This window comes from Modestobacter sp. VKM Ac-2983 (assembly GCF_026967885.1).
Taxonomy (GTDB): domain Bacteria; phylum Actinomycetota; class Actinomycetes; order Mycobacteriales; family Geodermatophilaceae; genus Modestobacter.
Window position 1 is genome coordinate 125,148 of record NZ_JAPVBK010000003.1, and the last position, 19,631, is coordinate 144,778.

Annotated in this window: 21 protein-coding genes; 14 read left to right on the top strand and 7 right to left on the bottom strand. The window is 75.3% G+C overall.

Features of this window, described 5'->3' with window-relative positions:
* Positions 1-32: 32 nt before the first annotated feature.
* A complete protein-coding gene (locus O2W18_RS12405) occupies positions 33-428 on the bottom strand; it encodes a DUF3224 domain-containing protein (protein WP_269187833.1) in 396 nt (131 codons plus the stop codon).
* Positions 429-493: 65 nt separating this feature from the next.
* On the opposite strand from O2W18_RS12405, the gene O2W18_RS12410 reads away from it, so the two are divergent.
* The 3 genes from O2W18_RS12410 to O2W18_RS12420 all read left to right on the top strand — a co-directional run bounded on the left by O2W18_RS12410 (position 494) and on the right by O2W18_RS12420 (position 3,911).
* The gene (locus O2W18_RS12410) at positions 494-1,897 is read left to right on the top strand and encodes a bifunctional 3-(3-hydroxy-phenyl)propionate/3-hydroxycinnamic acid hydroxylase (protein ID WP_269187834.1); all 1,404 of its coding nucleotides are present in this window, start codon (positions 494-496) and stop codon (positions 1,895-1,897) included.
* Positions 1,898-1,906: 9 nt separating this feature from the next.
* Positions 1,907-3,109: a cysteine desulfurase-like protein gene (locus tag O2W18_RS12415; RefSeq protein WP_269187835.1), complete on the top strand. Its 1,203-nt coding sequence runs from the start codon at positions 1,907-1,909 to the stop codon at positions 3,107-3,109.
* Positions 3,110-3,191: 82 nt separating this feature from the next.
* On the top strand, positions 3,192-3,911 hold the full coding sequence (locus O2W18_RS12420; protein WP_269187836.1) for an Atu4866 domain-containing protein: 720 nt from the start codon (positions 3,192-3,194) through the stop codon (positions 3,909-3,911).
* Positions 3,912-3,921: 10 nt separating this feature from the next.
* Here the strand turns inward: O2W18_RS12420 and O2W18_RS12425 are convergent, their stop codons facing one another.
* On the bottom strand, positions 3,922-4,701 hold the full coding sequence (locus tag O2W18_RS12425) for a DUF389 domain-containing protein (protein ID WP_269187837.1): 780 nt from the start codon (positions 4,699-4,701) through the stop codon (positions 3,922-3,924).
* A gap of 58 nt (positions 4,702-4,759) precedes the next feature.
* Entirely contained in the window at positions 4,760-5,230 is a 471-nt protein-coding gene (locus O2W18_RS12430; RefSeq protein ID WP_269187838.1) for an SRPBCC family protein, read from the bottom strand.
* Positions 5,231-5,410: 180 nt separating this feature from the next.
* Between O2W18_RS12430 and O2W18_RS12435 the strand changes: the two genes are divergently transcribed.
* On the top strand, positions 5,411-5,959 hold the full coding sequence (locus tag O2W18_RS12435; RefSeq protein WP_269170108.1) for a hypothetical protein: 549 nt from the start codon (positions 5,411-5,413) through the stop codon (positions 5,957-5,959).
* Positions 5,960-6,030: 71 nt separating this feature from the next.
* Here the strand turns inward: O2W18_RS12435 and mftR are convergent, their stop codons facing one another.
* Positions 6,031-6,633, bottom strand: coding sequence for a mycofactocin system transcriptional regulator (gene mftR, locus O2W18_RS12440; protein ID WP_269187839.1), 603 nt, complete (start codon positions 6,631-6,633; stop codon positions 6,031-6,033).
* Between the two features lie 126 nt (positions 6,634-6,759).
* On the opposite strand from mftR, the gene mftA reads away from it, so the two are divergent.
* The 3 genes from mftA to mftC are packed head-to-tail and all read left to right on the top strand — an operon-like array spanning position 6,760 to position 8,439.
* Positions 6,760-6,879: a mycofactocin precursor MftA gene (mftA, locus tag O2W18_RS12445; RefSeq protein ID WP_269187840.1), complete on the top strand. Its 120-nt coding sequence runs from the start codon at positions 6,760-6,762 to the stop codon at positions 6,877-6,879.
* A 10-nt stretch (positions 6,880-6,889) separates the two neighbouring features.
* Complete coding sequence (gene mftB / locus O2W18_RS12450; RefSeq protein WP_269187841.1) at positions 6,890-7,213, top strand: mycofactocin biosynthesis chaperone MftB; 324 nt, start codon at positions 6,890-6,892, stop codon at positions 7,211-7,213.
* Positions 7,213-8,439, top strand: a complete 1,227-nt coding sequence (mftC, locus tag O2W18_RS12455) for a mycofactocin radical SAM maturase (protein WP_269187842.1) — start codon at positions 7,213-7,215, stop codon at positions 8,437-8,439. Before mftB ends, mftC begins: the two co-directional genes overlap by 1 nt.
* Before the next feature lie 51 nt (positions 8,440-8,490).
* On the opposite strand, the gene O2W18_RS12460 is transcribed toward mftC, so the two are convergent.
* Positions 8,491-9,000: a pyridoxamine 5'-phosphate oxidase family protein gene (locus tag O2W18_RS12460; RefSeq protein ID WP_269187843.1), complete on the bottom strand. Its 510-nt coding sequence runs from the start codon at positions 8,998-9,000 to the stop codon at positions 8,491-8,493.
* Positions 9,001-9,059: 59 nt separating this feature from the next.
* Between O2W18_RS12460 and mftE the strand changes: the two genes are divergently transcribed.
* Positions 9,060-9,764, top strand: a complete 705-nt coding sequence (gene mftE, locus O2W18_RS12465) for a mycofactocin biosynthesis peptidyl-dipeptidase MftE (protein ID WP_269187844.1) — start codon at positions 9,060-9,062, stop codon at positions 9,762-9,764.
* Positions 9,765-9,812: 48 nt separating this feature from the next.
* On the opposite strand, the gene O2W18_RS12470 is transcribed toward mftE, so the two are convergent.
* Complete coding sequence (locus O2W18_RS12470; protein ID WP_269187845.1) at positions 9,813-10,811, bottom strand: ABC transporter substrate-binding protein; 999 nt, start codon at positions 10,809-10,811, stop codon at positions 9,813-9,815.
* A gap of 210 nt (positions 10,812-11,021) precedes the next feature.
* Between O2W18_RS12470 and O2W18_RS12475 the strand changes: the two genes are divergently transcribed.
* The 4 genes from O2W18_RS12475 to O2W18_RS12490 all read left to right on the top strand — a co-directional run bounded on the left by O2W18_RS12475 (position 11,022) and on the right by O2W18_RS12490 (position 15,928).
* A complete protein-coding gene (locus O2W18_RS12475; protein ID WP_269157874.1) occupies positions 11,022-11,273 on the top strand; it encodes a type B 50S ribosomal protein L31 in 252 nt (83 codons plus the stop codon).
* Between the two features lie 256 nt (positions 11,274-11,529).
* Positions 11,530-13,008, top strand: coding sequence for a purine-cytosine permease family protein (locus tag O2W18_RS12480; RefSeq protein ID WP_269187846.1), 1,479 nt, complete (start codon positions 11,530-11,532; stop codon positions 13,006-13,008).
* Positions 13,009-13,027: 19 nt separating this feature from the next.
* Complete coding sequence (gene mftF, locus O2W18_RS12485) at positions 13,028-14,461, top strand: mycofactocin biosynthesis glycosyltransferase MftF (protein ID WP_269187847.1); 1,434 nt, start codon at positions 13,028-13,030, stop codon at positions 14,459-14,461.
* Between the two features lie 132 nt (positions 14,462-14,593).
* Positions 14,594-15,928, top strand: a complete 1,335-nt coding sequence (locus tag O2W18_RS12490; protein WP_269187848.1) for a multidrug effflux MFS transporter — start codon at positions 14,594-14,596, stop codon at positions 15,926-15,928.
* A gap of 13 nt (positions 15,929-15,941) precedes the next feature.
* Here the strand turns inward: O2W18_RS12490 and O2W18_RS12495 are convergent, their stop codons facing one another.
* Positions 15,942-16,700: a hypothetical protein gene (locus O2W18_RS12495; protein WP_269187849.1), complete on the bottom strand. Its 759-nt coding sequence runs from the start codon at positions 16,698-16,700 to the stop codon at positions 15,942-15,944.
* Between the two features lie 120 nt (positions 16,701-16,820).
* On the opposite strand from O2W18_RS12495, the gene O2W18_RS12500 reads away from it, so the two are divergent.
* Together O2W18_RS12500 and O2W18_RS12505 are read left to right on the top strand one after the other, a co-directional pair.
* The gene (locus tag O2W18_RS12500) at positions 16,821-18,047 is read left to right on the top strand and encodes an MFS transporter (protein WP_269187850.1); all 1,227 of its coding nucleotides are present in this window, start codon (positions 16,821-16,823) and stop codon (positions 18,045-18,047) included.
* A gap of 83 nt (positions 18,048-18,130) precedes the next feature.
* Positions 18,131-19,444, top strand: coding sequence for a GAF domain-containing protein (locus O2W18_RS12505; protein WP_269187851.1), 1,314 nt, complete (start codon positions 18,131-18,133; stop codon positions 19,442-19,444).
* Positions 19,445-19,631 lie beyond the last annotated feature (187 nt).

Consider the following 19,631-nt stretch of genomic DNA (forward strand, 5'->3'; position numbering starts at 1 on the left):
CGTCGACACCCCGCCCCGGTCGGGGCGGGGTGTCAGTCGGGCAGGACGACGTCCAGGGTGAGCAGCTCGTGGGCGACCGTGCCCGTCCCGCTCAGCCCGGCGAGCGCAGCGGTGCCGGAACCGGGGACCACCCGGGCCCACTGGGTGGTCTCCACGCCGTCCCCCAGGGTGGCGCCGTGCTCCAGCACGAAGCTGCCCCGCCGCCCGGCCAGGGCGCCGGTGATCCGCTCCTGTGCCACGTAGGAGGCACCCCGCTCGCCCTGGGTGGTGAGCGCGTGGCCGGTGGCCGAACCGGTGAGGTCCTCGCCCTCGTAGGTCTTCGCGAGCACGACCCGGCCGGTGGCCGGCGCGCCGGGCTCGGCGGACTCCGGGTCGGGAACCGCGTCCCAGGTGTCGATGGTGAACGGCGCGGTCAGGTGCAGGTCCATGCCGTGCATCCTGGCCTGCGGCCCGCCGACTGTCCCGGGATCGGGCCACGGGCAGACTCATCGCCGTGACGGTGGTGGTGGTCGGAGCCGGGCCGGTCGGGGTGACGGCGGCACTGCTGCTGGCCCGCCGGGGCGTCGACGTCCTGGTGCTGGACCGGCATCCGGCCGCCTACCCGCAGCCGCGGGCGGTGCACCTGGACGACGAGTCGCTGCGGGTGCTGCAGGCCGCCGGCGTCGCCGAGGCGTTCGCCGCGGTCAGCCGGCCGATGGCCGGGCTGCGCCTGCTGGACGGCGAGCACCGCACGCTCGTGGAGTTCGGGCGCGGGGACGGCGCGCACGGCTGGCCGCAGGCGTCGATGTTCGGCCAGCCGGACCTGGAGGCGGTGCTGCGCGACGCGCTGGCCGCCGAGCCCCGGGCCGCGCTGCGCGGCGGCGTCGAGGTGTTGCACGTGGAACAACCCGGACCTGTCCGTCTCACCGTCCGCGACCGCACCACCGGCGTCGAGGAGGAGCTGATCGCCGACGCCGTGCTCGGCTGCGACGGGGCGAACAGCACGGTGCGCCGGCTGATCGGGGCGTGGATGCACGACCTCGGCCCGGCCGAGCGCTGGCTCGTGGTCGACCTGGCCGCCGACGCCCCGCTGGACGTCTGGCCCGGCGTGCACCAGGTCTGCGACCCGGTGCGCCCGGCGACGTTCATGCCGATCGCCGGTGACCGCTACCGCGCGGAGTTCCGGCTGGCCGCGGGGGAGTCCGCCGCGGACCTCGACCTGCCGGCGCTGCTGGGGCGCTTCGGTGCGGCGAGCTGCACCGTCGTCCGGACCGCCGAGTACACCTACGCCGCCCAGGTGGCCGACCGGTGGCGCGACCGGCGGGTGCTGCTCTGCGGCGACGCCGCCCACCTGACCCCGCCGTTCATCGGCCAGGGACTCGGCCTGGGGCTGCGCGACGTGCACCAGCTCGCCTGGAAGCTGGCGGCGGTGCTGGACGGCGCGGACGACGCGCTGCTGGACACCCACCAGGCCGAGCGGGCGCCGCACGCCCGGGCGCTGATCCGCGTGGCGGTGCTGCTCGGCCGGCTGATGACCGGCGGGGGCGACCGGGCGGCACTGGTCCGCCGGGCTGTGCTGACGGGGGTGCGCCGGCTGCCGCGGCTGGCCGCCTTCGCCGCCGCCAGCCGGACGCCGCCGTTGCGGCGGGGCCCGCTGGTGCGCCGGCCTCTCCTCGCGCCCGGTTCGCCGGTCGGGTCGCTCGTGCCGCAGCCGCCGGTCCCCGGCAGCCAGCGGCTGGACGCCCTGCTCGGCCCCGGCTGGGCGGTGCTCAGCGCCGGCGGTCCGGTGCCGGCGGACTGGCCCGGTCCCGTGGTGCAGGTCGACCAGCTCGGCTCGCCGGAGCTGGCCCGCTGGCTCGACAGGCGTTCGGTGCTGGTCCGGCCGGACCGGATCGTGGCCGCCGCCACCCGCGGCTAGCGTGACCGGGTGAGCTTCGACGTCGCAGCACTCCGCGCCCACTTTCCCGCCCTCACCGACGGTGCCGCGCACTTCGACGGCCCGGGCGGCTCGCAGACGCCGGACGTCGTCGCGCAGGCGGTCGCCGCCACGATGACCCAGCCGATGGCCAACCGCGGCTCGGTCACCCAGGCCGAGCGCAACGCCGACGCGGTGGTGCGGGAGGCCCGGCAGGCGGTCGCCGACCTGACCGGCGGCGACCCCGGCGGCGTCGTCTTCGGGCGCAGCGCCACCGCGCTGACCTACGACCTGTCCCGGGTGCTGTCCGCCGACTGGGGGCCCGGCGACGAGGTGGTGGTGACCAGGCTGGACCACGACGCCAACATCCGCCCGTGGGTGCAGGCCGCCGAGGCCCGGGGCGCCACCGTGCGCTGGGCCGACTTCGACCCGGCCACCGGCGAACTCGAGCCAGCGACCGTCGGGGCGCTGCTGTCCGAGCGGACCCGGCTGGTCGCCGTCACCGGCGCCTCCAACCTGATCGGCACCCGCCCCGACGTCGCCGCGATCACCGCCCTGGCGCACGAGGTCGGGGCCCTGACCTGGGTGGACGGCGTGCACCTGACCGCACACGCGCCGGTCGACGTCACCGCGCTGGGGGCGGACTTCCTCGTCTGCTCGCCCTACAAGTTCCTCGGCCCGCACTGCGGCTGCCTCGTCGCCGCGCCGGAGCTGCTGGAGACCCTGCACCCGGACAAGCTGCTGCCCTCGACCGACGCCGTCCCGGAGCGGTTCGAGCTGGGCACGCTGCCCTACGAGCTGCTGGCCGGCACCACGGCGGCGATCGACCTGCTCGCCGCCCAGGCCGGCCCCGAGGGCGACCGCCGCAGCCGGCTGGTCGCCGCGATGGCCGCCGTCGAGCAGCACGAGGACCGGCTGCGGGAGCGGATCGAGGACGGCGTCCGGGCGCTGCCCGGGGTGACGCTCTGGTCCCGGGCGGCCCGGCGCACCCCCACCCTGCTGCTGACCTTCGCCGGGCGCGATGCCGCGGACGCGTACCGGTTCCTGGCCGAACGCGGCGTCAACGCCCCGGCCGGCTCGTTCTACGCGATCGAGGCCAGCCGCCACCTGGGGCTGGGCGACACCGGTGGTCTGCGGGTCGGGCTCGCCCCGTACAGCGACGACGCCGACGTCGACCGGCTGCTCGCCGGGCTGCAGGAGCTCCTCGCCTCCTGACCGCGCCCGCCGACCCTGGGTGCGCCGCACCCGGGTCCGGCGCGGCCTGGATGGCACCCGGTCGGGCCCGCAGGGTCGTGGCATGACCACGACCACGACACACCAGCTGAGCGAGGACCTGCTCCCGGGGATCCTCGCCAACCAGGCAGGTGGGCACCGCCCGCTGCTGTTCGCGCACGCAACGGTCTGCACGATGGACCCACTGGTCGGCGTTCTCGCCGATGCCGACCTGCTGCTCCGCGGCAGCCACATCGCGGGCGTGGGGCCGGGGCTGTCCATCGCCGCCGAGGACGACGACGCCCTGGTCGTCGACTGCACCGGGTTCACGATCGCGCCGGCGGGCATCGAGACCGTCGCAGTGGCCGGGCAGTGGGACCGGGTCGGCAGCCTGACGCCGGGAGACCCGGCCACCTTCGGCGTGGTCCCGTCCGCGCACGCCGGACCGATCGAGCGGCTGGTCTGGTACACCGCCGATGCGGCGGCGATCGTCGCCGACGGCGTCCTCCAGCGGTGGAACGGGCGCCGACTCACCGCCCCGATCGACGAGACGGGCCCGGGCCGTGCGCCGGCCGACAGTCCACACCTCGGTGTGTGGGTCGACGAGACCGGCTCCATCCACCAGGAGCTCACCGCCGACGGTCGGTACGACGAGACGCGGGGAGGTCGCCCGCACGCCTACCAGGGGGCGTTCTGGCTCAGCGGGGACCGCATCGTCTACCGCGACGACCTCGGCTTCTGGGCCTACGGCAGCTTCGAGGACGGCGTGCTCCACCACGGCGGGTACGTCTTCCGCCGCCGATGACCACCACGGGTCAACGGGGGGCCGCCCCGGCGTTCGACGTGACCCCGGTGTTCGGGGGCGTCTCGGAGACCGTGCCGGTCGACTGGGCCCGGGCCAGCAAGAGGCCCACGACCACGACGACGACCACCGGGACCAGCGCCAGCGGGCGCAGCCCCGGTCGTCCCGCGGAGACGAGCAGGGCGACGATCCCCATCCCGATGATCAGGCCGACGTTCATGCCGAGCAGCAGCAGCCCGCCGAGGGCTGGCTCCGCAGCGCCCACGTACACCGCGATCGCCGATGCGCCGACGGCGGGGACCAGGGCCAGCGCAGCGACGGTCCCGATGAGCGTGTCGGTCTTCTCGCTGGCCTGTGCGACGGTCCCGGCCAGGCCGGCGGCCACCGCTGCGGCCATGGACCACCAGCCGGGGTGGACGCGTTCCTGCAGGAGGGGCTGGCTCAGCAGCACGGCGTCCGAGGCGACGACCCCCAGGGCGGACATCACCGCGGTGGTGGCCCACGCGGCGGCGAAGGCCAGCGCGAGGCCGACCAGCGCGACCCGCAGGCCGCGCCCGGCCTCGCCGCGACGACGCGCCACCAGCGCGAACGGGGCCAGGGCCAACGGGGGCATCAACGGCGCCACGATCATCGACCCGATCAGGATCGGGACCGAGTCCGACAGCAGCGCCACCGAGGCGAGCACCCCGGAGGCGGCCATGAACAGCAGGTAGCTGCCGGACAGCCGGACCTGGGACGCGATCTTGTCGACCGTGTCCTCGTCCATCAGGTGTGTGAGCGAGGGTGCGGGCACGTGGTCATCCTGGGCCGGAGGGCGCCACCCGGCAGGCCGGGGACGTCCGAGCACCGGGTCAGCGCGGCTCGGCCTCCGCGATGGCCTTGAGGGCGGCGAGCGTGGCCGGGATGCTCTCGAGCGCGGAGCGGGTGCGGTCCTCGATCTGCGCCTGCGCGTCGGCGCCGTACCGCTCGGCGAAGAAGTGCTGGCCGGCGGGGAGGAACTCCCAGGACTCGGTCAGCCGGGTGCCGCCCTCGACCGGCTCCATGGTGAAGCCCCACCGGACCAGCTTCCCGCCGACCAGGAACGCGAACTCCCGACCCGGCTCGGCGGCGACCACCTGGCTGCGGGTCTCCCAGGTGCGCCCGGGCACCTCGTTGTGCCCGGTGAACCAGGCGCCCACCTCGGCCGAGTGCCCCTCGTCCCACCAGCAGGAGGTGCAGATGGGGCTCCACTCGCCGGTCCGGGTCACGTCGGACACGAGGTCGTAGAGCGCCTCCGGGGACGAGCGGACGACGACGGAGCCGGCATGGGTGAGGCTGTCCATCCGGGCATCCTCGCAGCGGACGGCCGGCGGGACGACGCCGGTCGGCGGAGGGGACACAGACCCGTCGGCGAACGGACGGGTGCATCCGAGACCGGCGGGTACCGGGGGACCACGCAGACCGGGGTGGTCGCCCTCCTCGGTCGCCGACCGCTCACACGCTGCGATCCGAGGAGCCCCGCGATGGCCCGCAACACCTTGTCCCGTTCCCTGCACGACGTCGGCCTCGCCGCCTGGTTCGGCGGCACGCTGGCCAACGCCGTCGCGCTGAACCCGGCCGCCGGCGAGGCGGGCAGCGCCCGCGGCACCGGCGCCGTCGCCAACGCCGGCTGGGACCGGTGGACGCCGGTCAACGCCGCGGCCATCGGGGCGCACCTGATCGGCAGCATCGGCCAGCTGCAGGCCAACAAGCGGCGGCTCGCCGACCCGGGTGTGCGGGCCATGTCCACGGCGAAGACCGTGCTCACGGCGGCCGCCTTGGGCGTCACCGCCTACAGCCGACTGCTCGGCAAGGTCGTCGACCAGGGCGGTGCCACCCCGTCGAAGCGCGCCACGAAGCCCTCCAAGCGGGCGCGGGGCGAGATCGCGGCTGCCCAGGAGCGGCTCGACCAGCTGCAGTGGGTGGTGCCGGCGCTCACCGGCGCGCTCGTCGTCGTCAGCTCCTACGCGGGCGAGCAGCAGCGCCCGTCGGAGGTGCAGCGGGCCATCACCGCAACGACCTCGACCGTCTGAGCCGACCGGCCCGCGACCGGCCCGCGACCGACCCGGCCGTTCCGGTCCCGGGCCGGGTCGGTGCCGGCCGGTCAGCGCAGGCTGGGGAAGCCGGCGGCCAGCTCGTCGAAGGCCTGGTGCAGCGCGGCACCCAGGGTGATCCGGCCGTCGGCCAGCCAGAGCTCGAACGCCGTCGTCGCCGCGGCCCGGGTGCTGGTCGCGACCAGCCGCGGCACCAGCGCGTCCGGCGCAACCCCGGTCCGCCGCGCCACGTGGGCGGCGACGACCCGGTCGACGTCGGCGTAGCGCAGCTGCGAGTGCGCCAGCAACGCCGGCTCGGTCAGGATCAGCCGCATCCGCTGGCGCAGCATCGGCAGGTCCGCCGCGGCGTAGTCGTTGACCTCGACGTAGGCGGCGTAGACCGAGGCGAGCACCGGCTGGTCGGCCGCGGCGGCGGCGAGCATCCCCTCGAGCCGGACGACGTGGCCGTCGAACTGGCCCCAGACCGCGTCGGCCTTGGTGCTGCAGTACCGGAAGAAGGTGCGCCGGCTGATCCCGGCGGCCTCGGCCACCTCGTCGATGGTCACCGCCTCGAACCCCTGGGCGGTGAACAGGTCGAGGGCGGCCTGCTCGATCCGGGCGCGCGTCTCCTCGCGGGCATCGGCCGCGACCATCGTCTCGGTCACGGTCCCCATCCTGCCCCTCGGCGGCGCGGTGACCGCCCGACGCCGCGCTCGCCGGTCGCAACGCTTGCCGGTGGCACTGGGTGTCACCTACGGTCTGCCGGGTCAGGTCCGTGACCCAGCTCACCCGGAGGAATCGTGCCCGAGACGACGCAGGACGAGCTCACCGTCGACACCCCCGCAGCTGCCGAGGAGGTGCTCGTCGAGGAGTCCCTCGTGGAGGAGGTCTCCATCGACGGCATGTGCGGCGTCTACTGATCCCCGCCCGATGACCTCGCCGGCTCCGGCCTCCTCGATGACCGACGCAGCGGTGAACGACCCGGCGGTGTTCGACCCGGAGCTGCCGTGGCAGCGTGCCCGGTCGGTGGCGTTGCGGCCGGAGCCCTTCGGGGCGCTGGTGTACCACTTCGGCACCCGGAAGCTGTCCTTTCTGAAGTCGAAGACGCTGGTCCGGGTCGTGGAGACCCTTGCCGACCACCCCACCGCCACGGCCGCCCTCGTCGCGTGCGAGGTGCCGGAGCCGCAGCGCCCCACCTACGTCAAGGCGCTGGCCGACCTGGCCCGGTCGCAGATGATCGAGACGAGGACCTGATGACCGCCGTCCTGCCCGAGCGCCCGGCCCGCCCGACCGGTGGGCGGTTGATCGACCAGTTCGAGTACGGCCTGGACGCCCCGATCTGCCTGACCTGGGAGCTCACCTACGCCTGCAACCTGGCGTGCGTGCACTGCCTGTCCTCCTCCGGGCGGCGGGACCCCCGGGAGCTGTCCACCGCCGAGGCGGAGGCGGTGATCGACGAGCTGCAGCGGATGCAGGTCTTCTACGTCAACGTCGGCGGCGGCGAGCCGACGGTCCGACCGGACTTCTGGCACCTGCTGGACTACGCGATCGGGCACGACGTCGGCGTCAAGTTCTCCACCAACGGTGTGAAGCTGGACAAGACCCGCGCCGCGCAGCTGGCCCGCACCGACTACGTCGACGTGCAGATCTCCCTGGACGGCGCCACCGCCGAGGTCAACGACCGGGTCCGCGGCACCGGCTCGTTCGGCACCGCCACGAGGGCGCTGGAGAACCTGGCCGAAGCCGGGATGAAGGACTTCAAGGTCTCCGTCGTGGTCACCCGGGAGAACGCCGGGCAGCTGGACGAGTTCAAGGCGCTCACCGACTCCTACGGGGCCCAGCTGCGGATCACCCGGTTGCGGCCCTCGGGCCGCGGGGCCGACGTCTGGGAGCAGCTGCACCCCACGATGGCCCAGCAGAAGGACCTGTACTCCTGGCTGCTGGCCAACGGCGACAACGTGCTCACCGGCGACTCGTTCTTCCACCTGTCCGCGTTCGGGGAGGCCCTGCCGGGGTTGAACCTGTGCGGCGCGGGCCGGGTCGTCTGCCTGATCGACCCGGTCGGTGACGTGTACGCCTGCCCGTTCGCCATCCACGAGGACTTCCTTGCCGGCAACGTGCGCTCACCCGGCGGGTTCCAGCAGGTCTGGCAGGACAGCGAGTTGTTCGCCGACCTGCGCAGCCCGCAGACCGGCGGCGCCTGCACCAAGTGCCAGCACTTCGACTCCTGCCGCGGCGGGTGCATGGCGGCCAAGTTCTTCACCGGCCTCCCGCTGGACGGCCCCGACCCGGAGTGCGTGCAGGGCTACGGGGAGAGCGCGCTGGCCGCCCGCGACACCGAGCTGGTCACGCCCAGGAGCCACCTCGACCACTCGCACACCGGCCCGGTGCGCGGTCAGCCCACGCTGCTGGGCATGCCCGCGATCCCGCCCGCGAAGATCTGTGACGAGTCGCCGCTGGCCGGCCTGCAGCTCGGCTGACCAGGCGGCCCGGCCGGGGCGCACGAGCCCCGGCCGGGCTAGGGGGGCCGGTCAGAGGCGGACGGTCTCGTTCTCCCCGCCGGAGTACGGCTGCCCGGTGACCTTGGCCTTGGCGAAGCTGAAGACGCTGGCCAGCCGCCCGCCGGGGGAGTCCCAGTACTCGGCGGAGGCGGCGTCCACCCGGAGCAGCACCACGTCGGGGTCCTCCGGTCCGTTCGGGAACCAGGCCTCGACCACGGGGTTCCACAGCTGCTGCTTCTTCGCCAGGTCGTCGAACACCACGGCGTGCCCGGTCAGGGAGACCCAGCTGTCGCTGCCCGAGGTGGCCACGTTGACCTGCGGGTTGGCGGTCACCTGGGCGACCTTGCGGGAACTCCGGCTGGCGAAGAACCACAGGTCGCCGTCGAACTCGACCTGCTGCATGGACATCGGCCGGCTCATCAGCGTGCCGTCGGGGGTGATCGTGGTGAACACGGCGATCCGCTCGTCCTTCAGCAGCTCCGCGACCTTGCGGGTGTCGGCAGCGCGCGTGTTCTCAGCGCGGGTGTCCTCAGTGGTCATGCAGCTGACCTGCCCGCAACGGCGGCCGGTGACACCCCGGGTCTGGCAGGGTGCCCGCCGTGGGCGATGGCGTGCGGCTGACCGGGGCGACCTGGCCCGACCTGGAGGGGTGTCCCCTGCTGGTGGTCCCGCTCGGGTCGGTCGAGCAGCACGGCCGGCACCTCCCGCTGACCACCGACACCGCGGTCGCGCAGGCGGTGGCGGAGGCCGCCGCCGGCGAGCTGGCGGGCGCGGTGCTCGCCCCGGCCCTCGCGTACGGCGCCAGCGGCGAGCACGAGGGGTTCCCCGGCACGATCTCGATCGGCACCGCGGCGCTGACCACCGTGCTGGTCGAGTACGGCCGCTCGGCCGGGCGCTGGGCCGGCCGGCTGGTCGTCGTCAACGGGCACGGCGGCAACCTCGACGCCCTGCGGACGGCGGTGCCGCAGCTGCGGGCCGAGGGCCGGGACGCCGTCTGGTTCCCCTGCGGCGTGGCCGGGGGCGATGCGCACGCCGGGCGCACCGAGACGTCACTGATGTTGCACGTGGAACCTGGTGGGGTCCGGGCGGAGCTCGCCGCGGCGGGGGAGACTGCACCGATCGCGCAGCTGTTGCCCCGGCTGCGGGCCGAGGGCGTGCGCGCGGTGAGCCCGGACGGCGTCCTCGGCGACCCCGCCGGTGCGTCGGCGGCCGAGGGGGCGCAGCTCGTGCGCTCGCTCGCCGGGCGGCTGGTGGCCGCGGTCCGGGCCTGGGACGCCGACGCCGCCGGGCGACTCCTGGGCTGAGCCAGGGCTGCCCGGCGGCGCCGGTGCGGTCAGGTGGTGACGCGGGGATCAGCCGAGGGCGTCGGCGAACTGCGGGACGGCGTTCTCCAGGGCGTACTGGATGCCCAGCGGGGTGCCGCTGGAGAAGGCGTTGGTCAGCGTCTGGTCGTCGAGCACCACGGCGTTGCCGGCCTGCACGGACGGGATCGCCTGCCACAGCGGGTTGTCGGTGATCTCGCTGGGCTCGACGAAGATCGGGAAGGCGACGGTGAGGCCGGCGTCCAGCAGCGGGAGCTGCTCCTCGCTCACCGGCACGTAGAAGCTGTCGGTGGCCAGGTCCTCGATCGCCGGCTTGTTCACGAAGCCGAGCTGCTCCATGAAGTCGACCCGCGAGTCGCCACGGACGTAGGCGCCGAAGCCCTCGGCGGTGTAGGCGGCCACGGCCACCTCGGTGCCGTCGAACTCGGGGTTCGCGGCGGCGGCGTCGGCGAAGGCCTGGTCGACCTCGGCCTCGAGCTCGTCGGCCGCCTCCTCCTTGCCCAGCGCCTGGCCGACCAGGTCGAGCTGCTGCTGCCAGGAGGTCTGGTACTGCTCGACGCCCTCGGGCTGGCCGATGGTCGGCGCGATCTGGCTGAGCGCGTCGTAGCGCTCCTGCGTGGCGGCGGAACGGGTGTCCAGGATCAGGTCGGGGTCCAGCGCGGCGATCGCCTCGATGCTGGGCTCCAGCGTCTCGATGATCTCCGGCGCCTCGTCGTAGAGTCCCTCGGCCCACGGGCCGACGCCCTCGCCGCCGAAGCCGAGCCAGTCGCTGGCGCCGACCGGCTGGACGCCGAGGGCCAGGGCCGTCTCGGCGTCGCCCCAGCCGAGGGCGACGACCCGGGTCGGCTCCTCCTCGACGGTCACGTCACCGAAGGCGGTCTCGACGGTGACGGGGAAGGCGCCGTCCGACGAACCGGTCGCGGGTGCCGTGCCCTCGGCGGTGGTGTCATCGCCGGTGTCGGAGCCGCAGCTGGTGATGACGAGCGCGGCGGCCAACAGGGCGGTGCCGCGGAGGGTGTGGCGGGACATGCGAGCTCCTTCGGTGGGTCAGGTGAGGCTGACCTAAGCACACGGAGGTCACGGTCCGGTCACCGCCGGCGGCTCCTCCTGGGGCTCCTGGTCGGGACGACGTCGCTCGGGAGCGGGAACACCGACCCCCGGGGGTCGGTTGTACCGGGCAGTCGCGATCAGCCCGCCCCACCGGGGGTGGACGTCCCGCGCAGACCGAGAGGACCAGCCATGCAGAACGGCATCCACCCCGAGTACCGCACCGTCGTCTTCCAGGACACCGCGACCGGGGCCACCTTCCGCACCCGCAGCACCGTGCAGACCAGCCGGACCATCGAGCTGGACGGCGAGACGCTGCCGGTGGTCCCGGTCGAGATCAGCGCCTCCTCGCACCCGTTCTGGACCGGCAACCAGCGGGTGCTCGACACCGCCGGCCGGGTCGAGAAGTTCAACCAGCGGTTCGGCGCGCGCACCCGCAGCTGACGCACCGTTCCTCCGACGCCCTCGTCGGCCCACCCGGGCCGGCGAGGGCGTCGTCGTGTCAGCGGTCGGCCGGCACCACCGGCAGGGCCCGAACGGCGCGCAGCCCGACGACGCCGGTGACGACCGCGGTGGCCGCGGCGGCGAGGGTGGCCAGCACCACGACGGTCGCGAGTCCGGTGGCGGTGTCGGGGCCCGCGGTTAGGGTCCGGCACCGGGAGCGGGGCGCGAGCACCGCCGGCGAGGACGGAGCACGCGGATGGCGCACCAGGCGACGGGGGAGACCGGGCCCCCGGCGGAGGCCCCGACCCCGCGGGTGGCGGTGGAGACCAACGGCATCAACGTCATCGCCGAGGCCGAGCGCAAGGGCGCCCCGCGCCAGCTGTTCTGGCCGTGGTTCGGTGCGAACGTCAGCGTCCTGGGCCTGGCCTACGGCGCCTTCGTCCTCGGCTTCGGCATCTCGTTCTGGCAGGCCGTCGCCGCCGGCGTCGTCGGGATCCTGCTCAGCTTTGCCCTCTGCGGCCTGATCGCCATCGCCGGCAAGCGGGGCTCGGCACCCACCCTCGTGCTCAGCCGCGCCGCCTTCGGGGTCACCGGCGGCCGGGTGCCCGCCGTCCTCTCCTGGGTCCTCACCGTCGGCTGGGAGACGGTGCTCGCCTCGCTGGCCACCCTCGCCACCGCCACGGTGTTCACCCAGCTCGGCTGGGGTGGCGGGACGACGACCCAGGTCGTCGCCCTGCTGGTCGTGGCCGCACTGGTGGTCGTCGGCGGGGTGCTGGGCTTCGACCTGATCATGCGGATGCAGACGGTGATCACCGTCGTCACCGGCGTGCTGACCGTCGGCTACCTCCTCCTCGTCGCCGACGAGATCGACTGGGCGGTGGTCAGCGACCTGCCCGCCGGCTCGACCCAGGCCTTCATCGGCGCGCTGGTCTTCGTCATGACCGGCTACGGGTTCGGCTGGGTCAACGCCGCGGCCGACTACTCCCGCTACCTGCCGCGGACCGCCTCGACCCGCGGGGTCGTGGGCTGGACGACGTTCGGGTCCGCGCTCGCCCCGGTCGTCCTGCTGGTGGCGGGGCTGCTGCTGGCCGGGTCGTCCACCGACCTGGCGGCGGCGATCAGCGCCGACCCGATCGGTGCGCTGGCCGCCCTGCTTCCCACCTGGTTCCTGGTGCCCTTCGCCCTGGTCGCCGTCCTGGGGCTGGTCGGCGGCGCCCTGCTGGACATCTACTCCTCCGGCCTGTCCCTGCTCGCCGCCGGCGTGCGGGTCCCCCGCCCGGTCGCCGCCTCGATCGACGGCCTGCTCATGGTGCTCGGCGCCATCTGGGTCGTCTTCCTCGCCGAGGGCGACTTCTTCGTCCAGTTCCAGGGCTTCCTGATCACCCTCGGCGTCCCGGTCGCGGCCTGGTGCGGGATCGTGCTGGCCGACCTGCTGCTGCGCCGACGCGACTACGCCGAGGCCGACCTGTACGACCCGCGGGGCCGCTACGGATCGGTGCCCCCCGTCCCGCTGGCCCTCCTGGGGCTGGGCACCGTGCTCGGCTGGGGGCTGGTCACCAACACCTACGCCACCTGGCTGACCTGGCAGGGCTACCTGCTCGGCCCGGTGGGCCTGGGTGGCAAGGACGGCGACTGGGCCTTCGCCAACCTCGGTGTCCTGGTCGCCCTGGTGGTCGGGTTCGCCGGCACGTTGCTGCTGCGCCGCGGGGCGGTCCGGCAGCAGGAGGCCGGGTGAGCTCCCTGCCCGCCGGCCGATGAGCCTGCCCGTGCCGCCCCCGGACCGGCTGCCCGACGGCTTCACCGTCCTGCTCGGGCCCGGCGTCGAGCGACGGGAGGGCGGGACGGCGTTGCTCGGTGGCTCCCCGGCCCGGCTGCTCCGACTCGCCCCCGCTGCGCAAGCGCTGCTGACCGGCGACCGGCTGGCGGTCACCGATCCCCGCAGCGCCGCACTGGCGGCCCGGCTGCTCGACGCGGGCGTCGCCGTCCCCGAGGTGTCGGCGGTGCCGCGGCCCGACGTCACGGTCGTCGTCCCGGTCAAGGACCGGACCGACGGGCTGGCCCGGCTGCTGGCCGCCCTGCACGCCGACCCGGGCACGGCCGGGTGCCCGGTGGTGGTCGTGGACGACGGCTCGGCCGACCCCGCGGCGGTGGCCGCAGTGGTCGCCGGGGCGCGGCTGATCCGGCACGAGCGCCCCCGCGGCCCGGCCGCCGCCCGCAACGCCGGCCTGCGGGTGGCCGGCACGGAGGCGGTGGCGTTCGTCGACTCCGACTGCGTGCCCGAGACCGGCTGGCTGGGCACGCTCGCCGGGCACCTGGCCGATCCACGGCTGGCCCTGGTCGCGCCGCGGATCACCGCCCTCGACCCCGCACAGCCCGGCTGGGTGGCCCGGTACGAGGAGCTGGCCAGCGCCCTGGACATGGGCCCGGCCGCAGCCCCGGTCGCCCCCGGCACCGGCGTCTCCTACGTGCCCAGTGCGGCCCTGCTGGCCCGGCGGACGGCGCTGGGCGGCGGCTTCGACGAGACGATGTCGGTCGCCGAGGACGTCGACCTGGTGTGGCGGCTGACCGGCGCAGGCTGGCGGGTGCGCTACGAGCCGGCCGCCCGGGTCGCCCACGACCACCGGGTGGAGCTGCGTGACTGGCTCCGGCGCCGGGCCTTCTACGGCACCGGCGCTGCGCTGCTCGCCCAGCGGCACGGCGCGGCGGTCGCCCCGCTGGTGATCTCACCCTGGTCGCTGGCGGCCTGGGCGCTCCCGGTGTTCGGCGGCCGGCTCGGGCTGCTGGGGAGCGCCGGCGTGCTGGGCCGGGCCAGCGTGCTGCTCGCCCGGCGGGTGGCCGCACCCGGCCAGCCGCCGCCCATCGGCTGGGCGACCGGCCTGGTGCTGCGCGGGACGGCGTCGTCCGGCCGGGCGCTGGGCCGCACGGTGACCCGGCACCACTGGCCGCTGGCCGTGGCCGCGGCGGTCGTCTCCCGCCGGGCCCGGCGGGCGGCCGCTGCGATCGCGGTCGCCGACGCGGTGGCCGGCTGGTGGCCCCGCCGCCGGGAGATCGACCTGCCCGCCTTCGCGGCCGGTCGCCGGCTGGAGGACCTGGCCTACGGGGCCGGGCTCTGGTGGGGGGTGCTGCGGGCCCGTGACGTCCGCGCTCTGCTGCCCGCCGCGCCCGAGCCGGTCGCCCCGGGCGGGTGACGTCGGGGTGACGTGCGACTGAACACTGCCTCCGGCAGGAATGCAGTTGCATCGTGCAGCCTTGTCGCCGAGGAACTGCGAACGTGGCCAGCGTCGGTCCCGCGGGAGCACAGCACCGACCAGGGGGACCCGATGACCGCCACACAGCACTCCGCACGAGCGGACCAGGCCGCGCCCGACCTGACCGTGCCCGACCAGGCCGCCGGCGACCCGGTCGACGTCTCCGGGCTGCCGGAGCCGCGGGTGGAGAAGCCGAAGACCGCCCGGCTCGCGCTGACCCTGGGCGCGTTCGTCGCCCTCGGGCCGCTGACCATCGACATGTACCTGCCGGCCCTGCCGACGATCGCCACCGAGCTGGAGACGACCTCCGCGGCCGTGCAGCTCACGCTCACCGGCACGCTGATCGGCCTCGCGCTCGGCCAGCTCGTGCTCGGCCCGCTGTCCGACCGGTTCGGCCGCCGACGTCCGCTGCTGGCCGGCACCGCGGTGCACGTGGTCGCGTCGCTGCTCGTGCTGCTCGCGCCGAACATCGCCGTCCTGGGTGCACTGCGGGTGCTGCAGGGCATGGGCACCGCCGCCGGTGCGGTGATCGCGATCGCCGTCGTCCGCGACCTGTTCGTCGGCCGGGCGGCCGCGACCATGCTGTCCCGGCTCTTCCTGGTGCTCGGGGCCGCGCCGGTGCTGGCGCCGACCATCGGTGGTGAGGTCCTCCGCTTCACCTCGTGGCGCGGCGTCTTCCTGATCCTCGCCCTCTACGGGGTGGCGCTGCTGGCCATCGGCTGGTTCCTGATCCAGGAGACCCTGCCGCCCGAGCGGCGCAGCACCGAGGGGGTCCGCGGCACGCTGCGCGGCTACCGGTCGCTGTTCGGTGACCGTGCCTACGTCGGCCTGGTGCTGGTCGCCGGCCTGACCATGGCGGGCCTGTTCGCCTACGTCTCCGGCTCCTCCTTCGTCTACCAGCGCCAGTTCGGCCTGGACGAGCAGCAGTTCGGGCTGCTCTTCGGCGCCGGCGCGTTCTGGCTGATCGCCGCCACCCAGCTCAACCCGCTGCTGCTGCGCTGGTTCTCCCCCGCGCAGGTGCTGGTCGCCGGCACCATCGCCGGCGCGCTCTCCGGACTGACCCTCACGGTGCTCGCGGCCACCGAGACCGGCGGGTTGTTCGCGGTCGCGATCCCGCTGTGGGCGGTGCTGTTCGCCTGCGGTCTGGCGCTGCCCAACGCCCCGGCGCTCGCGCTGTCCCGGCACGGGGACGCGGCGGGCACCGCAGCCGCGCTGCTCGGCGCCGTGCAGTTCGGCGTGGGGGCCGCGGTCTCCCCGCTGGTCGGCCTGCTGGGCAACGACGCGGTGGCGATGGGTGCGGTGATCGTGGGCTCGCTGTCGCTGGCGATCGTCGTCCTGGTGGTCGTCGTCCGGCCGTGGCAGCTCGAGGAGCCCGACCCCGAGGTGGCTGCCGTCGTCGCGCACTGAGCGGCGACCCCGGTCAGCCGATGACGACGGCGCCGGTGGTGCCCACCTGCACCAGCCGGGTCACCCCGGTGCTGGCGCTGGTCACCTGCTCCTCGAACCAGAAGACGTAGGGCTCGCCGGGGGCGAGCCCGTCGATGGTGACGGTCATCGGCTGGCAGCCCTCGACCTGGGCGACGGCCCGCACCACCGGCGGGGGCTGCTCCCCACCGACCAGGCGCTGGCTGACCGCCTGCACCCGGTACCCGACCACCTCGGGCCGGTTGTCCGACATCCAGTCCAGGGTCGCCGACCCGGGCCCGGGGACGACGCCGGGCACGATCCGGCGGGGCGTGGTGCCGGCGCCACCGCAGCCGTCGGGCCGCAGTTCGTACACCGGGGCTCTGCCGATCGACGCGTTCGGCACGATCGAGATCCGTCCCGGCCGCGGTGGCTGGGGGACCACCAGCCCGCCGTCGGTCGCGACGTCGGCGCGGGTGGCGGCCTCGGCGCGGGTGGCGGCGACGTCGGCGAGGGTGCCCACTCCCTGCGCCTCCGCGAGGACCGGCGCCTCCACGGGCGCTCGGGCAGGGGCGGCGGGCGCCTGGACCACCGGGGCCTCCGTCGCGGTCAGGTCGACCAGCACCGGGGTGAGCTGCGGGGCGAGCACCACCGCGCCGACGGTCACGGCCAGCAGCGGGACCAGCCAGCGGGTGTGGTCCCGGCGCCGCCGGACGGGGGCGCGCCGCCGGGCCACGGGGCGGCTGCCCGCGGTGCGTCGTCTCTGCTCGGCCATGACAGCTCCCTCCCGGTACTCAGGTGAGCATCGGCACGGAGCGGTCCCAGCTCGCGCCGAACCACCCGAACGGGTCGCGGTGACGGGAATGGGCGCGCCGGGCGACGTCTTGGGCCAGCTGTGAGCGCACCCCCCGCCGTCTCGACGACGTCGGCCCCCACCGCACCCTCCACCCGCACCGCGGTGCTGGCGATCGTCGCCCTCGCGCTCGGTGGGTTCGCCATCGGCACCACCGAGTTCGTGACCATGGGGCTGCTCCCCGACATCGCCCGCGGGGTCGACGCGAGCATCCCCGAGGCCGGGCACGTCATCTCCGCCTACGCCCTCGGCGTCGTCGTCGGCGCCCCGGTGCTCGCTGCGCTCGGCGCCCGGCTGCCCCGCCGGCGCCTGGCGATGGGGCTGATGGTGGCGTTCGTCGTCGGCAACACCCTCAGCGCGCTGGCCCCCGGCTACGGCTCCCTGGTGCTCTCCCGCTTCGTCGCCGGCCTCCCGCACGGCGCCTACTTCGGCGTCGCCTCGCTGATCGCCGCGTCCCTGGTGCCGGCCCACCTGCGTGGCCGCGCGGTCAGCTCGGTGATGCTCGGGTTGGCGGCGGCCAACGTCGCCGGGGTGCCCGCCGCGACCTGGCTGGGCCAGCAGCTGGGCTGGCGGTCGGCCTACTGGGCGGTCGTGGTCATCGGCGCGCTGACCTTGCTGGCCGTGCTCACCGTCGTCCCCTCGGTGCCCGGGCGGTCGGAGGCGACGATCCGCACGGAGCTGGGCGCCCTGCGCCGTCCCCAGGTGATCCTGACCCTGCTGGTCGCCACCGTCGGGTTCGGCGGCATGTTCGCCATGTACAGCTACATCGCCCCGATCGTCACCGAGGTGGCCGGCCGGTCGGCCGGCTTCGTGCCGGTCGTGCTGCTGGCGTTCGGGGTGGGGGGCGTGCTCGGGACGGTGCTGGGTGGGCGGCTCGCCGACCGGGCGCTGTTCCGCTCGCTGGTCGGGGCCACGGTCGCCACCGGCGTGCTGCTCGGCATCATGGCCGTGTCCGCCGGCAACGCGCTGGCGCTGATCGTCACGGTGTTCACCATCGCGGCGGCCGCCTCGACGATGGTCGTGCTCCTCCAGCTGCGGCTGATGGAGGTCGCCGGTGAGGCGCAGATGCTCGGCGCAGCGCTGAACCACTCCGCGCTCAACGCGGCCAACGCCCTGGGTGCCTGGCTCGGTGGCCTGGTCATCGCCGCGGGCCTGGGCTACCGGGCGCCGAGCGTGGTCGGCGCCGGCCTCGCCGTCCTCGGGCTGGGCTTCCTGCTGGCCTCGGCCGTGCTGCGGCGCCGGGAGCTGCGCGCCCCCCGACCCGGCTGAGCCGTGGCCGACCTGCTGGCGCCATCCGGTGACAGCGGTCACGATGGGGCCACCATGAGCCTCAGCCCCGGGGACCCCGCGTCGTGCCGGCCCTGAACCCGTGGCTGGCGCTCCCCGACGGGGGGCCGAGCCCGGTGCTGGCCCGGCGGCTGCGGGCCGCGCACGAGTCGCTGGTCACCCAGGTCCCCGGCGATGCGCCGGCCGCCGGCCACGTGCGCTCGGTGGTGTGGGACTCCTGGCGACGGTCGCAGGACAGCGGCGTCGACCCCGACGGGACGGCCCCGCCGGTCGACCTGCTGGACGACGACCTGCTCTCCTACCGGGCCGCCCACCCGCTGGCGGCGGTGATGCCGGTGATCCGCCGGCTGCTGGTGGCCGACGCCGAGGTCGACCGGATGATCGTGGCGGTCACCGACGCCGCCGGCCGGATGCTGTGGGTCGAGGGCGACGCGCGGCTGCGGGACCGGGCCGCCGGGATGCACTTCGTCGAGGGCGCCTCATGGGGTGAGGACGTCGCCGGCACCAACGCCCCGGGCACGGCGCTGGCGCTCGACCACGCCGTGCAGATCTACGGCGGCGAGCACTTCCGGCGGCCGGTCCAGCCCTGGAGCTGCTCGGCGGCGCCGGTGCACGACCCGAACACCGGCGCCCTGCTCGGGGCCATCGACGTCACCGGCGGCGACCACGTGGCGAGCCCGCACGTCCTCACCCTCGTCCGGGCCACCGCGGCGGCGGCGGAGGCCGAGCTGCGGTGGATGTCCCGGCACGACCCCGCGCCGGCCGGACCCCGGCCCGCGGTCGTGCGGCTGGAGGTGCTGGGCCGGGACCGGGCCCGGCTGACCACGTCGACGACCGTGCAGGAGCTGTCGCTGCGGCACTCGGAGCTCCTGGTGCTGCTCGCCGAGGCAGCCGCCCGGGGTGAGGGGCGGACGGCCGAGCAGCTGGCCGCGGAGTGCCACGACGGTGCCGCCGCGACGGTCACCGTGCGCGCCGAGCTCTCCCGGCTCCGCCGGCTGGTCGGCGGTGACGTGGTCGGGTCCCGGCCGTACCGGCTGCTCGGACCGGTGCGCTCCGACGTCGAGGAGGTGCGCGCCCAGCTCACCCGAGGCGCCCCGGCAGCTGCGCTGGACCGGTACCGCGGCCCGCTGCTGCCGGGTTCCCGGGCTCCGGGCGTGCGAGTCGCCCGCGCCCGGCTGGCCGACGACCTGCGGGGGGCCGTGCTGGCCGCCGGCCGACCGGACCTCCTCCTCAGCTACAGCGAACGGCCCGAGGCGGCCGAGGACCTGGCGGTCTGGCAGGCCTGCCTGGCGCTCCTGCCGCCCGGGGGACGGCGGAACGCTGCCGCCGCCCAGGTCCAGCGGCTGCGCGCGGGTGTGCGCGGCGCCGCCCGCCGCTGAGCTCCGCCCCCGGACTGCAACGAGGTGCAACGTTGCCGACGCGGGTGTGCAGCCCCGGAGATCCGCGTGTCGGGGGCCTGCTGCGTCGTCGTCCCAGGTCCTGGCGGATCCGGGGCGAGGAAGTGAGTGTGGCCTAACTCACGTGTCCGTTGTCACACTGCCGACGGACCCGCGGGACGACCGCGGT